The following is a 14,847-nucleotide window of genomic DNA, read 5'->3' as shown; positions in this document are numbered from 1 at the left end:
ACGCTGTTCATTTGACAGTCAGTTTTTTCTCGATATAATAGCGGCCAAGCCGCGATACTAAGCAACGAGAAGCGCCCTCCATCTGTATATTTTGGAATTTAATCATGACTTTATCAGCTCGACGCATTCTTCTATCTTTACTTTTGATCTTCAACCTTTCCAATCTGTTCGCAGAACCTCAGAATCTGGGTCTTCTTAAAGACGAACTCGTTCAGTATCACAACGACGGCCAGTATGAAAAAGAATTCAATGAGGTGATTCGCCAGGCAGAGTGTTATATCGAAAAACGGGCAGCTCAAAACAGACAAATGCAGAACAGGAAGAAACTGGCTCTGGTTCTTGATATTGATGAAACCAGCCTGAGTAATTATGCCAACCTGGAGAAACATGGTTTTGCTGTCAGCACCGCAGCATTTCGAAAATCTGTATTTAAAGCCAGGGCGACTGCCTTTCCGGGCATGTTGCATCTTTATAATCTTGCTCAAAAAAATAATATCACTGTCTTTTTTGTAACTGGACGTCGAACTAGTGAGCGCCAGCCCACCGAGCTCAATCTACACCGGGCGGGCTACAATCACTGGGGGGCTCTGTTCTTAAAGCCCAATGATTATAAAGAATCTTCTGTTATTCCATTTAAATCAGGCACGCGAAGGGCGATTGAGGCGAAAGGTTATACGATAGTCGCCACAATCGGTGATCAGTATAGTGATTTAAAAGGTGGATTCGCTGAAAAAGGGTTTAAATTACCTAATCCTTATTATTTTCTACCCTAATTCATAAGATTTTTCATGACCCTTTCCGGAGCTGATATTCGAGTGATGAGATAAAGCCCTCTCGCTTCATCATATTGAATATTGGCTCGCCAGCTTTGGCGAAAATCAGCTGTATCCTGACCATAAAGCACTTTGATTAAGGGTTCACGGTCCGTGAAATCCTCTATCGAGAGTTCATCCAGTTGTTCGATAGTCATTTGTGACAGGCTTTGTCCATGAATTGAGATAAAGTGCTCATCCAGACTGTCAAAATAATCGATAAAATCATCATAAAAAGCTTCAAGTATTTCTCGATGATAGTAATACATAAAGTTGTTTTGCTGTATGATGTCCATTTGCAGCCAGCTCACATCCAGAAAACGCAGGCATTCATTCAGCATATAATCAACTTTGTTCATCAGATTGCAATCGCCGCAAGCGATACAATACATCATAAAACCTGCTTCCTCTTTAAATTGCGACCAAAGATCTGCATCGCTGATTAAATCAGGATAATTTTTTGTCTGTTGTTCGACTGTCAGGTGAGCTGCCTCCAGTGTATATAAATGCGTCCACCTTAAAACCTGGGATTTCGACAGTTTTTCTCCCTTCGCGTTGGGTAAATAAAGAGACGGCTGGTTAACTCTGGTAAATAATCGCTGCTCAATACTATTCAATTGTGATATGGATATGGTGTTATTCGCATGAATGGGGGTCGATTGTAAAGAATACAAAGGCTGAATTTCACAGCGAACCAGCATTCGATAGCATAACTCGGCCAGCTGCATCATGCATAGATGTTTATCGCTAAATATGACAGGCTGTTTTCTTTTAAACGTCGGCCATTGGGTCAACAGAAGCGGGGCAATTATATGCCCGAATTCGTTGCGATAAAGACTCGCTCCATTTCGATTTATATTGTCTTCCCTAAGCATTCGAGACTTTATTTCCCCCAAAAACAGGGTACTCATTACCATCAATCTCCCACAGCTTATCTATTAAGAATAGCTTATAGAGAGTCATGTGGGGAATAAGTTTCAGAGCGTAGAAAAACCAAAAGAATTCTGTGCCCTTAAGGATTTCTTGTAACTTACGTCATCCTGAACGCAGTGAAGGATCTCAAACTGAGTAGAGCTGAGCCAGATTCAGGAGATCCTTCACTGCGTTCAGGATGACGTATCCGGGGTGTTACGATCTTTTCACTTTTCCTATCTGCGAAACAGGGATAAACACTTCATCATCCTGGTGCTTTTCTCCTTTCCAGGCATGGCCGTACACTACTTCGTAAGTCAGAGGATATTTATTATCTTCTGTAGAAAATTGCTGATAATTTTTTTCAAATTTTTTCCATGCCTGGCAACCTGTTAATCCATGGTTTCGTTTTGGATTGATGTTACGCACTCCCTGGCTCTTCAGACTGCGAATCAATTGCGCTACGCTTTTATAATGAACAGCGAGCAGCTCCATATCAATCACCGGATCAAGGAAGTTTTCACGTACCAATTCATCCCCTATATCATGCATGTCGGCAAATTCATTAGTATGCTCATAGACATCAGCCGACCTCCAGCTATCACGTAGCTCCTTGAAGGTATCTGGTCCGAGGGTCGAAAACATTACGCAGCCATGCACATTCATTACCCGATGCAGCTCTTTCAATACCACTTGCAAAGGCTGTGACCAGTGAATTACCTGATTGGCAAACACTAAATCAAACACGCGATCAGCAAAAGGTAGACGCATCATATCCGCATTGACCAAAGGCCATTTACGCCATAATTTCTGCTTCTGTTTAGCCTGCAGCAACATACCATAGGCCAGATCAAGCGCGATGACCTGTGCCTGCGGATAACGCTTTTTCAATTGGGTGGTGAATAATCCCGTGCCGCAACCCAAATCAAGCACATAACGAGGAGTGATTTTTAATAAGGACAGGCGATCAAAAAGGCGTTGGCCAATTTCATTTTGTACCTTGGCGGCCTGTTCATATTCTGAGGCATGGCGATTAAAGGCCTTGCAAACTTCTGTTTTGGGGTTCATCATCAGCACAAATGGAATGAATCCAACCTGGTAAAAAAATCGAAGTATAACACTGCCAGTCAGCTGGCAACAGGATTATCAAAATGGATAGCCTAGATAAACGCTCTTTCTGCTGGAAAAATATTTTCAACAGATTAAAACTACCTGCTGTTTGCAAGCTCTGTTCCCAGTACCATACAGGGGGTCAGGCTATTTGCCAATTTTGTATGGGCTTGTTCGAAAAAATTGAAACCGCCTGCTGCATCTGCAGAATGCCAATAGGTGAACAATTCGATCTATGTGGTGCCTGTATTAAAAAAAAGCCGCAGTTTAATCGCGTATTTACCGCCTATCGTTACGAGGAACCTCTGCGTGGCTTAATTCATGAGTTTAAATATCGGGAAGGGCTTTATCTGCTACCTGTATTGCTTAAGCTGCTTCTTGATGCCTTGCCCCTGTCACTTGAAAAACCTGATTGCATTCTCCCTGTTCCCCTGTATTTGAAAAAGCTGCGGCAAAGAGGTTTTAATCAGGCAGCCCTTCTTGCCAGAGGCGTCGCCAGACATTTAGAGGTACCTTATGATTTCGTTTCATGCCAGAAAATAAAGAATACTTCCCCCCAGGCGCAGCTTAATCGTAAACAACGGCGCAGCAATCTCTTCAACAGTTTTTCTGTCAGAGAGATGCCCTATTCCCATATTCTTCTTGTGGATGATTTATTGACCACCGGGAGTACAGTGAACGAGTTATCAACACTATTAAAACGACAAGGCGTCAAAAAAATTGATGTATTATGCTGTGCCAGAACAATTGGCTAAAGTTTAGCTAGCGCAGATAGCGCTGGAGGTCATTAAGAAGCAACTGTACCAGGAAAAGGAAAAAAGCAATCAATGCCAAACGGTAGAGTAGAATTTCCAGAGCGACAGAGACAGGTCTTCCACTTATTTTTTCTATCAATGCAAAAATAATAGAGCCGCCATCCAATCCCGGGATTGGGAATAAGTTAACCAGCCCAACAGCCAGACTTAAGGTCGCGATAAAATATAAAAACACCGCGAGTCCCTGCTTGAGAGAGAGAATCGATGCGCTCAACAGCCCGACAGGCCCCAACAGAACTGAGAAAGGGATCTTGCCGGTTAATAATTGTTTTAAAATTATCAGGAAAAACCATAATAATTGCTTCAGTTTTAAACTTGCAAAGCTTGCCGCCTCTATGAAATCCTGGCCAGGAACTCGCTCAAGATATTCCTTACTCTCCGCAGGCACAATGCCGATTGCTGTCAGTAAATTGCCCTGCATAGAAAGGTCTTTAAGATTAAGAAGATAATTCTGATGGATGTTATCGCTGCCAATCACTTTAATCGGTACAGCAGGATTATCCAGATGGCTGATCAGATACATACCCACATCCTGCCAGGAATCTGTTTTATGCTGATCAATGACTATAATGCGATCGCCGCTTTTTATTCCAGCACCGGCCGCCACACTATCAGTAACGACTTGTTTAACTACTGGAATCTGCTGCTGATGATCCATCGAAAAATATAAAAATAATGCGGCCCAGGCTAATATCAGATTAACCAATGCGCCAGAAAAAAGTACAACGATTCTTACCCATACCGGCTTTTTATCGAAGCAGTAAGGATAATCCTGTGGTTTTACAGGATGTATACGAGAGTTCAGCAGTTTGACATAGCCCCCGAGCGGCCACATCGCCCAAACCCATTCCACTCCATTTTTGCGCCATTTGACAATAGGCTTTCCAAAACCAATAGAGATGGTTTCTATTTTGATGCCAAAAATCCTTGCCGCTATCGCATGACCCGCTTCATGTAAACCGACAACCAACAACAAAGTCAGAATAATTGCCAGCAGAGCAATAAGCATTCCCTACTCCTGCTTTTTTGTATTATCAACAACCAACTGCAACATTGGATGAGTGCGCCGGCCAGTCGATAATTCATGGCCTCTGCGGTATACTTCAAATATACGATAAGTTTGCATGGTGTCTGTGTCAACCAATTCTACATCCTCGCCCGCATCATCAACCAGAGTCACGGTCAGATGCATCTCGCGGAACTGCTCTATATGATAGCGCTCTTTAAATAATTTCAATACACTCAGTAAACTCTCAGCGGCTTCCTCACTGTTATGCTTCCCTTGGAAAATAATATCCATTTGATGCTCCTTAAAGGACAGTAAGAAGATACGATTTTTTATAGCCCTCTTGTTTAGCATAGGCCCAATTTGGAAATCTATGCCAGGACTTCTGTTTATTTAACTCAGGCTGGCAGTGAATCCAGCCTACTTCTTTTAACGGCCAACTTGAAAATCACTTGAGTAAATCCTTTACTCATTTGTCTCTCTGCGAGTCAAGTCTGTAAATTACCCCTTTTTTAGTTTACAATTCGGGATTATTTTGCTTTCTCTATGATAAATCTATGGTGTTTGTTGCCTGTGGGCTCAATCATAAAACTGCTCCGCTTGACATTCGTGAGAAGATTGCCGTGTCGCCTGCTTTTCAGGATTCGATATTGCATCGTCTCATGTATTTGCCTGCAGTGAATGAAGCCGCCATACTTTCAACCTGCAATCGCACAGAAATCTACTGTGAAACAGAAGAGCCCGATTTACTGGTTCCCTGGATTGCCCGCGAACATCATCTTCACGCAGAAGAGCTTCAACCCTATTTTTACCTTCATCATGGTGAGGAAGGTGTTCGGCATACCCTAAGGGTAGCCAGTGGATTAGATTCGATGATGCTGGGAGAGCCGCAAATTCTTGGCCAGATGAAACAGGCCTATCATCATGCCTGCCAGGCTGGCACCATCAAATCCAATCTTCGATCCATCTTTGAGTATGTTTTTAGCGCAAGTAAAAGGATTCGCAGCCGCAGCGGCATTGGCAGCAATCCTGTATCCATTGCCTACGCTGCCGTATTACTGATTGGCCAGCAATTTAAAAATTTCAGCGATTTACGCGTTTTCCTGATTGGTTCTGGTGAAACCTCTTCTCTGGTAGCAAAATATTTATATAAAGAAGGGGTAAGACAATTTCTGGTGGCAAGCCGAACTCAGGAAAATGCCCGCCAACTGGCAGCTACCTTTGCTGGTGAAGCATTAACCATCGGAGACATTCCCCAGTATCTGGCTCAGGCCGATATCGTTATTTCAGCCACTGCCTGTCCTTTGCCTTTTATTAATAAAAGCCTGGTGGAGCACGCCCTTGCTCAAAGAAATCAGGCGCCTATGTTTTTTCTTGATCTGGCGGTTCCTCGTGATATTGAGGCTGATGTAAGCGAGCTGGCCAATACAGAGCTATATAATATTGACGATCTGCAGTTAATGATTGAACATGGAATGAATGAACGGCGTACAGCAGCCTTGCAGGCTGAACAACTGATTGACTGCGAACTCGATAATTATATTCGCTGGCATCGTTCATTACGGGCCAAGGATATTATCTGCGGTTATCGTAATCACATGGAGTCCTTGGCGCAGCAGGAGCTGGAGCGTGCCATTCATCACCTGTCTACAGGGCAGAATCAGCAAGAGGTTCTGGAAACTTTTTGCAACCGCATGCTGAACAAACTCATTCATCAACCCACTATCGGCTTAAGACAGGCCGCCTGGGATAATCGCCAGGATCTTCTTGACCTGGCCCAATACCTTTTTCACAATCCGGTTAATCAATCCAGTTATGAAGAAATCTCTTGAATCCAAATTACAGCAACTCCTCGAACGTTTCCAGGAAGTAGGCCGTCTGTTGTCTGATGCATCAGTTATCAGCGATCAGAATCAATTTAAAAATTTATCCAAAGAATATGCTCAGTTGGAACCCGTAGCGACCTGTTATGAAACCTATCAGAATGCCCGGAAAAATCTGCAGGCTCTGGAGGAAATGGCAGCCGGGGAAGATGCGGATCTGGCAGAAATGGCAGCTGATGAAATCAGCGCTGAAAAAAAACAAATTGAGGAACTCGATGCACAATTGCAGATTTATCTCATCCCCAGAGATCCTGATGATGAGCGCAATGTGTATCTCGAGGTGCGCGCGGGAACCGGAGGAGACGAAGCGGCAATTTTTGCAGGTGATCTGTTTCGCATGTATAGCCGCTATGCGGAAAATCAGGGCTGGCAACTGGAAATCATCAGTGCGAACCAGGGTGAGCATGGTGGTTACAAGGAAATTATTGCCCGAATTTCCGGTGTCTCGGTGTACTCGCAATTGAAATTTGAATCCGGAGCACATCGCGTACAACGCGTCCCGGAAACCGAATCGCAAGGGAGGGTTCATACCTCCGCCTGTACCGTTGCTATTCTTCCTGAAGTCGATGAAATTGATGACATTGATATTAGTGCAGACGAATTACGCGTGGACACCTACCGTTCATCCGGCGCCGGTGGTCAGCACGTCAACAAGACCGATTCGGCCATTCGCATCACCCATTTGCCCACCGGCCTTGTTGTCGAATGCCAGGACGAACGCTCACAACATAAAAATCGTGCGAAAGCGATGGCTCTCTTAAAAACCAGACTCCTGGATGCAGAACAAAGCAAGCAACGACAACAGCAGGCACAAACAAGAAAACTGCAGGTTGGCTCAGGCGATCGTTCCGAACGGATTCGAACCTATAATTTTCCGCAAGGCCGGCTCACCGATCACCGCATCAATCTGACGCTCTATCAATTGAGCGATATTATTGAGGGCGATTTAGCACCAGTGGTTGATGCCTTGCAGAAGGAACATCATGCTGAACTCCTGGCTGAATTAAGTCGTCATGATTAATATCAAAACCGCTTTATCCAATGCGACCGAAGTACTTGCTGATCTCTATGATACCGCAAGAATAGATGCGGAAATTTTACTTGCTTATACGCTTTCCAAAACAAGAACCTATCTTTATACCCATCCAGAGCAGCCTCTTAACACAGAACAATATCAGCGTTTTCAGACGCTGGTGAAAGAGCGCCAGCTTGGCCGTCCGGTGGCTTATCTTATTAAAATGCGGGAGTTTTGGTCTCTTCCCCTGAAAGTGACTGAAAGCACGCTAATTCCAAGACCTGAAACAGAACTGATTGTTGAACTTTGCCTTCGTTTAATCCCGGAACAAAGAGACATACGAATAATCGATTTGGGAACAGGCAGCGGCGCTATTGCGCTCGCCCTGGCGAAAGAGCGTCCTCAATGGGAAGTCTATGCCTGTGATATCAGCGAGCAGGCACTCGATGTTGCCAAAGAAAATGCCGCTTCTTTAAATATTACCAACATTCATTTTTTCCAGTCCGACTGGTTTTCTGCTATTCCTGATGACATGCAGTTTCATGCGATTGTCTCCAATCCGCCCTATATTCCACAGACTGATCCTCATCTGCAACAGGGCGATTTGCGCTTTGAACCCCAATCCGCACTCGCCAGCGGTGAAGATGGCTTGACGGCAATACGGGATATCATGCAACAGAGTATTGCTAGGCTCAATCGAGACGGGCTATTATTGATTGAGCATGGTTATGATCAAAAAACTGTTGTAGGGTCTATGCTTAAAGATTATGGGTATCAAAAGCTACAGTGTTGGAAAGACGTACAAGGTCTGGACAGAGTCAGTGGAGGAAGGCTGCTAAAGGTTGATGAATGACTCGATTTTTGATATACCTAACGGCCTTTAATTTGGTGCTTTACTGTAAGGGACGTAAATAGTGGGGAGGCCTCGATGCCGTTACAATTAATTGATTCAAACAATGAGAGTATACTTAACGTGAAAAATGACGCCGTTGGCAGTATGGGAATTGCCCCTTATCAGGAAACTGAAGGGGAAGAGTACATGAATGAACAGCAGCGGGCGCATATTGAAAAAATATTGCTGGCCTGGATGCGCTCTCTTATGGAAGAAGTCGATCGAACAGTTTCTCATATGAAGGAAGAAGCAGCGAATTTTGCGGATCCCAATGACAGGGCCAGTCAGGAAGAAGAGTTCAGCCTTGAACTGCGTACACGCGATAGGGAACGGAAACTGATCAAGAAAATTGAGGACGCTCTTGAACGTCTTCGTGATGAAGATTTCGGATACTGCGAAGCCTGCGGCGTTGAAATTGGACTGCGTCGTCTGGAAGCCCGACCAACAGCCACTTTATGTATAGATTGCAAAACGCTTTCTGAAATAAAAGAAAGACAAAACCAGGGCAGTTAACGCAGCTCCTGAACGCAGGCACGCCGTCATCTCGAACGCAGTGAGAGATCTCCCAAATCCTGGTTTGTGCCAGCATTCGGAGATCTCTCACTGCGTTCGAGATGACATGGCATGACACAGTTTAACGAAGACTCTCGTATTTCCTACTTCCCGCGGCTTCTTCCCGGAAAGCAGGAGATTGCTAGTCGACAAAGGTTTCCAACACCGCCAAATAGCGTGCTACCGCTCCTTTATTAGCTTTCAATACCTGGGTTGCATTCAATACCAGCTTTTCTTTTTCTGCCTGGTTAGCATGAAGCGCAATAACTCTGTCTATTAATTCTGCAGCAGATTGTACAATAATCATAGCGTTTGCATCCATCAAGTCCCGGCAAATCGTTTTAAAGTTATGCACCTCAGGACCGCTAAACACTGGAACCTTCATAGCGATAGGCTCAAGCACATTATGTCCACCGATGGGTACAAAACTTCCACCAACAAAGGCGTAATCACTAATCTGATAAAAACCCAGGAGCTCTCCCATAGAATCAAGAGTAATCACTTCAGTTTCAGGAGAAATGGTCTCAGGCTTGCTTCGCAATGCCGTTTTAAATCCAGCCTGCTCTGAAAGTAAGTTAACTTTTTGAAAACGCTCTGGATGACGAGGAGCGATCAATACCAGTATATTTTTTATAGAGGCCTGCAATCGGGTTAATTGCTGCAGTATTTGCTCTTCCTCATTGTCATGCGTACTGGCAATAATAAGCACTGGCCTTTCCGGTCCCCAAGCCGCTTTCAATTGAAGAAACAGTCCCTGGTCAATATCTTTGGTCTGTAAGTCAAACTTCATATTACCAATAGTCTGGACCAGGCCTTCCTTAGCTCCCAATTGCTGAAAACGCCTGCCATCGTCCTCGCTTTGAGCAAGGATCCAGGTAAATTGATTAATAACCGGTTTTATCAGCCATTTGATCTTTTGGTAGCCTCTGCAAGAACGCTCTGACAAACGTGCATTAATAAGCATCAAGGGAATTTTAGCCTGACTGGCATAATGAATCAGATTAGGCCAAAGTTCAGTTTCGACTATAACACCAGCGCGTGGCTTGACCGAAACAAAAAATCGTTGCAGTACATCAGGCAAATCATAGGGGATATATCGATGCTGAACGCGATCTCCAAACTTCGTCTTCACTTGCTCTGCACCGGTTGGGGTCATTGTGGTAATTAACAACCGCCAGTTTTTAGCCAGCATCTCATTGATTAGCGGAGTGACTGCAATGACCTCTCCCAAAGAGACGGCATGAACCCATACATCAATATTTGGCACAGGCGGCATGCCTGCCCAGAAACGCTCGCCAATGCGATCCCGATACGCTGGCAATTGTCTGCCTTTCCACCAAAGCCGAAAAAGCAGCCAGGGTGTCATCAGGTACATGAAAAAGGAATAAATATAACGCATTGGAATTCCTTGCAAAAAAACAGAATTATATACCGATTGCCAGGCATTCAGAAATTGTTTATTGATTTGGTTGATTCTCGTCGTCTATGGGCTATCAGCAGGCATCAAGATCGAGACGTTTTAGATGTAAGTTACTTAATTAGCCATTATAATAAGAGTTAACAAAGCGTAAACCGTCTCTTTGATGCGGTTTATTCTTCTAATTTATGAAATAATAAAGGGATCATCTAACAAAATGGATATCGATTTGATTTATTCAAACAATCAATGCAGGCTCACATGAATTTTCGTCAGTACTTTACGACACATACCTGGTGGGGAAAAATCATCGGTGGTTTTTTAGGATACCTGATGGGTGGCTCCGCAGGCGCCTTATTTGGTATTTTAATCGGTAATTTCTTTGACCGCGGACTTGCAGAGCATTTTTCACGTCCTCACTGGAGTTATTACAGTGAGAAAAGAAAAGTAATTCAAGAGGTGTTTTTCCAGACCACCTTTTCTGTCATGGGACACATTGCGAAGGCGGACGGCAGGGTATCCGAAGAAGAGATTCAGGTTGCTCGTCAGTTAATGAATGAAATGCGTTTAAATAACGAGCAGCAGGAATTGGCCAAGCGCTTGTTCAATGAGGGAAAAGACCCGCGTTTCGATCTCGAGAGCACCTTAAACACGCTTCAGGATACCTGCCGGGTCAATCCCGAACTTCTGAAATTGTTTATGGATATCCAATACCGGGTCGCAAAAGCGGGAGGCCTGACTGAGTCTAAAGTTCAAGCGCTGGACAACATTTTTCGGCGAATGGGATTTGCTCCCTTGAAACAACAGTATCGCTTTTATGAAGACTTTATTTTTGGCGGCGCTTACTCAACCGCGGATTATTCCCAGCGCAGCAACCAGCGCTCATCTTCTTCGCACTCCTCAAATTCACATCAACGCAGAGAGGAATTCAATTATCAGAATCCCAATAATTTAATGCATGCCTTCGCGGTTCTGGAAATCAGCCCCAATGCCAGTAAGCAGGAAGTGAAAAAAGCTTATCGCAAATTAATTAGCCGCAATCATCCTGATAAATTAATAGCCCAGGGCTTACCAGAAGCAATGATTAAAATTGCGAATGAGAAAACACAGCGAATCACCAAAGCTTATGAGCAAATTTGTGCAAGTAAGGGATGGTAGTGTTTAAAATAATTAATTTACAAGGGCAGTTTTGCTCTTTCTGTGGGATTCAGGCGGCTCATCCATCCATTCAGGTAATTTTTCAGCAGATCGGTGGAATAGTAATAATCATGGCTGCTTCCAGGAACCTGAAAACTTCTCGATCCTGCCTTTTTAAGCTGCAGTTTCAATTGCTGAGCACTGTGTTTAACTGCTTCATAATCAAATTGAGCATAGATCTCATACACCGGAAAACGCAGGCCTTTGCCAAGAGTTTCTCTAGTTGTCTTCTCATCAGGTTTGCTCTGAAACGCCGAAAGTAACACCAGGCCATTCACTTGCTTGGACTGTGGCTTGCTAAAATAATTCAGGCTGAGATCAAGTTCATCACCATAGTGAATCATGATCAAACGATTACTGTTTCTTTGCCTCAATGTAGACATTGCTTCCGGTAATTGCTCTATCCACGGTGTTTTTACCCTGAGATCGCTATTTAAAAGCGTTACCGACCACCCGGCCTTCGCTAAGGAGTCAGCCAATTTTCTGGAAAACTCCGCCCCTCCTGCTGGTTTTCCACCTTGTAACAAAATGATGCCGCCCTTTGTCTCTTTTTGCCTGGCCTCCCAGAAAGGCAGTTCTATTTCTTCCTGATTGACATTAATTTTAATGTGATCGTCTGCTAAAACAGCCTGTGGCTGAAAGAGAAACAGCAAGATAATCAGGATCAATCGAGAGTGCATAAGGTTTTTTTTTAGAGAGCCATAAGGGATTTGATGCAAGAATTTTGCCGAAGTTGAGTAGCAATCGCCCTTCCGCTGTCGGAAGGGCCATTAGGCTAAGGACTTCACTAATTATTTGAATGAAATATTAGCTTCTTTAAGCAGCCGATAGGCAGTCTCGGCCATAATTTGATGGGCAGGGCCTGTCGGATGTACCGGATCGAAAAACAAAAAGCCATCACAGGTATCGAATTCACTCGTGGGTCGAATGCGTGAGGCGATTTGTAGAACTGATTTCTGGCTCGGCTTATCAATCATCACATCGTAACAGGTTTGCTCAATATTGTTGAAACCGTAATGAGCAGGATTAGCAAAAATTTGGTTCAGTAGTTCGTTTACATCATAGAATATCCATTGCACTTTGGGATATTCCTCGCGCAGTTGCTTCATCGTTTCAGCCAATGCAGCATTATGCGCCTGGCAAAATTCAGATAGAATCTCTTCCGCATCAAACTCTTTGGCAGCAGGTGCTTTCCCCAAATCGGGTAAATTAAATACCAGAATATGGCGAGCCCCCTTACTGGCCAATTCCGACAGGCTGTGAGCAATACCCTTGTTGACCCGCTCAACCGTTTCATTAACCCCATCGGGAACGCCAAGATAATTATTAGCACCAATCCAGACGACATACAGATTGTCTTTTTCCGCCCGATTATTATGGCTGAGAAAATAGCTGTCGATCTCGCTGCGCAAGGTAAACAGCACCCCGCCATCATCCTCTTCAGACACCCCAGCCCCGCCAAACGCATAATCCTTTAAATGACTTTCCGGATTTTGTTTGTAATAAAGAGCCAGCAGACGCTCCACCCAGATAGGGCCGTTTGTAAACCGTCCTTCATAATAAGGAGGGGATTGCGGCAATTGATGGTGCATGTACTCATAAAGATTGCCGTTATCCGAAAGGCTATCACCAAATACCACGATATTTTTTAAAGCGGCCGATTGGATAACTGTGGAGAAAAACAAAACACATAAGGTCAGTAATACTTTCATTTAAAGCCTTAATTCATTGTATTTTATGAAAAACGATGAATTATAGTATGGAACTGCTATACAATCAATTTAATTTACAATAAGTCAACTATTAGAGCATTAATTGGCAATTTTGAATGGTAAGTTGCCGATGTCCAGGTCAATGAAACTCGGCATGAATTTTGAATATGTAATTTATCCTTGATCAAGTAAAATGGAACCGCTCATGAAAATGAATAGCAGATTTCTAAAAATTTTTCCTCTGGCCTTATATGCTCTGATTTCTTTTTGCCATAGCAGCCTGTTGTGGTTTTAATTCACTCGCTTGTAATTTTGCATTTATTGCTTGAACTTTTGTGATTTTCTTCACAATATAATTGTCAAAGCGTTCAGGTGATAAATGCCATGCTCCCATCAGAATACACACACAAGCTGGAAGAATTTAGAAAACATATTTTTGCATTACCCACCACCGAATTGAAATATCATTTATTTTTGTTGCTTGCCGCAATTGAACCCATTAATACCCCCCAAACAAGAGACATCCTGGCCCTTTCCATTGATTTGACAGTTCAATGTCAGGATTTTTTAAATCCCAGACAGCGTGCAGATGAGCTTCAGGAGCAGATCGAGCTGGTGAATACTAAATACGGTCGGTTGGTTAGGCTCATTGATAAATACAACAGCAGCTTTGTCTTGTATCCTCATTTGCTAACGATTGGCTCGGCTTTGTTAGCGATTACGCTTGGCTTGTTTTTCGCAATCCTGGGAGGGATCACCGGAGTTGTGCAAGGAATAATTAACCAGCAAAATCCCTTAAAATATTTTGCACTGGGTACTTTTGTGGGCTTGTGTCTAGGGGGGGCAATTGGAAATCGAACACCGGAATATTTGCTGGAAGAGCCGTTATTCAGGAAATTGAAATTGGTATTAAACGGCCTGACCCTTAATCTGAATCAATTAACCTCATCCCGTAAAACAATTCATGACTATCTCAACGAGGTGTTGGATGATCTGCTGGTTAATTATTTTAATAATGATAAGGAAAAGCTGAATCATTTTTTGAATTCACCCGCCAGTTATACAGCGGGAAGCCATCCGGCAGAATTTGTCAGTGAGCATTTAAGAGGTACTGTGGGACAGCATGCCTTAATTGCAGTGGAAATTGCTGATAAACCTCCTTTTGCCCTTGAGTTTGCAATTTCACCATCCGATCTCACCAGAGACCTGACTCAACCCATTTCGCGCCAGACAACCGGTAGAAAAATCGCTGAAATGATGGCTTTGCACCGACAGATGCAGGAAACGCATGCCTGCACACTGCATTACATGGTAAATCGGATGAAGCCTGGAGAGACGGACTGCCTCGCCTATGTACTTCGCCTGACGGATGGAGTCAACGAACCAAGGCCACCCATTAAACGATTTTATCAACAGAATGGTATTGGAAATTTTCTGTCTTTCTTTATTAGTCATTTAAGTGCATTTTCCGAGAAGGAGGAGCAATCGATTGGGGCCAGACCCGCTTCAGGGCAGACTGGTTAA

16 protein-coding genes are annotated in these 14,847 nt (G+C 43.7%); 8 read left to right on the top strand and 8 right to left on the bottom strand.

Going from position 1 to position 14,847, the window contains the following annotated elements; genetic code table 11:
* The first annotated feature begins 104 nt into the window (after positions 1-104).
* Positions 105-773: an HAD family acid phosphatase gene (locus LXA66_RS12610; RefSeq protein ID WP_233013426.1), complete on the top strand. Its 669-nt coding sequence runs from the start codon at positions 105-107 to the stop codon at positions 771-773.
* Here the strand turns inward: LXA66_RS12610 and LXA66_RS12605 are convergent.
* The gene (locus LXA66_RS12605) at positions 770-1,723 is read right to left on the bottom strand and encodes a hypothetical protein (protein ID WP_233013425.1); all 954 of its coding nucleotides are present in this window, start codon (positions 1,721-1,723) and stop codon (positions 770-772) included. The two genes, LXA66_RS12610 and LXA66_RS12605, sit on opposite strands and share 4 nt — an antisense overlap.
* 217 nt (positions 1,724-1,940) lie before the next feature.
* Positions 1,941-2,792, bottom strand: a complete 852-nt coding sequence (bioC, locus tag LXA66_RS12600) for a malonyl-ACP O-methyltransferase BioC (RefSeq protein ID WP_233013949.1) — start codon at positions 2,790-2,792, stop codon at positions 1,941-1,943.
* A gap of 251 nt (positions 2,793-3,043) precedes the next feature.
* Here bioC and LXA66_RS12595 point away from each other — a divergent pair, with 251 nt between their 5' ends.
* Positions 3,044-3,589, top strand: a complete 546-nt coding sequence (locus LXA66_RS12595; RefSeq protein ID WP_370637267.1) for a ComF family protein — start codon at positions 3,044-3,046, stop codon at positions 3,587-3,589.
* Positions 3,590-3,596: 7 nt separating this feature from the next.
* On the opposite strand, the gene LXA66_RS12590 is transcribed toward LXA66_RS12595, so the two are convergent.
* Both LXA66_RS12590 and LXA66_RS12585 read right to left on the bottom strand, forming a co-directional pair.
* Positions 3,597-4,658, bottom strand: a complete 1,062-nt coding sequence (locus LXA66_RS12590; protein ID WP_233013424.1) for an RIP metalloprotease — start codon at positions 4,656-4,658, stop codon at positions 3,597-3,599.
* 3 nt (positions 4,659-4,661) lie between these two features.
* Positions 4,662-4,949 (bottom strand): hypothetical protein, encoded by a 288-nt coding sequence (locus LXA66_RS12585; protein ID WP_112220661.1) that lies wholly within the window; start codon positions 4,947-4,949, stop codon positions 4,662-4,664.
* A gap of 263 nt (positions 4,950-5,212) precedes the next feature.
* Between LXA66_RS12585 and hemA the strand changes: the two genes are divergently transcribed.
* The 4 genes from hemA to dksA all read left to right on the top strand — a co-directional run bounded on the left by hemA (position 5,213) and on the right by dksA (position 8,958).
* Positions 5,213-6,487 (top strand): glutamyl-tRNA reductase, encoded by a 1,275-nt coding sequence (gene hemA / locus LXA66_RS12580; protein WP_233013423.1) that lies wholly within the window; start codon positions 5,213-5,215, stop codon positions 6,485-6,487.
* A complete protein-coding gene (gene prfA / locus LXA66_RS12575; RefSeq protein WP_058507743.1) occupies positions 6,471-7,559 on the top strand; it encodes a peptide chain release factor 1 in 1,089 nt (362 codons plus the stop codon). Before hemA ends, prfA begins: the two co-directional genes overlap by 17 nt.
* Complete coding sequence (gene prmC, locus LXA66_RS12570; RefSeq protein WP_233013422.1) at positions 7,552-8,406, top strand: peptide chain release factor N(5)-glutamine methyltransferase; 855 nt, start codon at positions 7,552-7,554, stop codon at positions 8,404-8,406. The genes prfA and prmC overlap by 8 nt, the downstream gene beginning before the upstream one ends.
* Positions 8,407-8,481: 75 nt before the next feature.
* A complete protein-coding gene (gene dksA / locus LXA66_RS12565) occupies positions 8,482-8,958 on the top strand; it encodes an RNA polymerase-binding protein DksA (RefSeq protein WP_058507745.1) in 477 nt (158 codons plus the stop codon).
* A gap of 181 nt (positions 8,959-9,139) precedes the next feature.
* Here dksA and waaA read toward each other — a convergent pair whose 3' ends face one another.
* The gene (gene waaA / locus LXA66_RS12560; RefSeq protein WP_233013421.1) at positions 9,140-10,396 is read right to left on the bottom strand and encodes a lipid IV(A) 3-deoxy-D-manno-octulosonic acid transferase; all 1,257 of its coding nucleotides are present in this window, start codon (positions 10,394-10,396) and stop codon (positions 9,140-9,142) included.
* A gap of 279 nt (positions 10,397-10,675) precedes the next feature.
* Between waaA and djlA the strand changes: the two genes are divergently transcribed.
* Positions 10,676-11,572, top strand: a complete 897-nt coding sequence (djlA, locus tag LXA66_RS12555) for a co-chaperone DjlA (RefSeq protein ID WP_133140771.1) — start codon at positions 10,676-10,678, stop codon at positions 11,570-11,572.
* A 17-nt stretch (positions 11,573-11,589) separates the two neighbouring features.
* On the opposite strand, the gene LXA66_RS12550 is transcribed toward djlA, so the two are convergent.
* From LXA66_RS12550 to LXA66_RS12540, 3 genes are all read right to left on the bottom strand, one after another.
* A complete protein-coding gene (locus tag LXA66_RS12550) occupies positions 11,590-12,291 on the bottom strand; it encodes an alpha/beta hydrolase family protein (protein ID WP_233013420.1) in 702 nt (233 codons plus the stop codon).
* Between the two features lie 111 nt (positions 12,292-12,402).
* Positions 12,403-13,323, bottom strand: a complete 921-nt coding sequence (gene plaA / locus LXA66_RS12545) for a GDSL family lysophospholipase PlaA (protein ID WP_233013419.1) — start codon at positions 13,321-13,323, stop codon at positions 12,403-12,405.
* A gap of 247 nt (positions 13,324-13,570) precedes the next feature.
* On the bottom strand, positions 13,571-13,717 hold the full coding sequence (locus tag LXA66_RS12540) for a hypothetical protein (RefSeq protein ID WP_233013418.1): 147 nt from the start codon (positions 13,715-13,717) through the stop codon (positions 13,571-13,573).
* Here LXA66_RS12540 and LXA66_RS12535 point away from each other — a divergent pair.
* Positions 13,708-14,847, top strand: a complete 1,140-nt coding sequence (locus LXA66_RS12535; protein ID WP_233013417.1) for a hypothetical protein — start codon at positions 13,708-13,710, stop codon at positions 14,845-14,847. The genes LXA66_RS12540 and LXA66_RS12535 overlap by 10 nt on opposite strands.

Origin of the sequence: Legionella sp. 16cNR16C (genome assembly GCF_021297775.1) — a bacterium.
GTDB lineage: Bacteria > Pseudomonadota > Gammaproteobacteria > Legionellales > Legionellaceae > Legionella_C > Legionella_C quinlivanii_A.
This window is presented reverse-complemented; position numbering and strand designations above follow the sequence as displayed.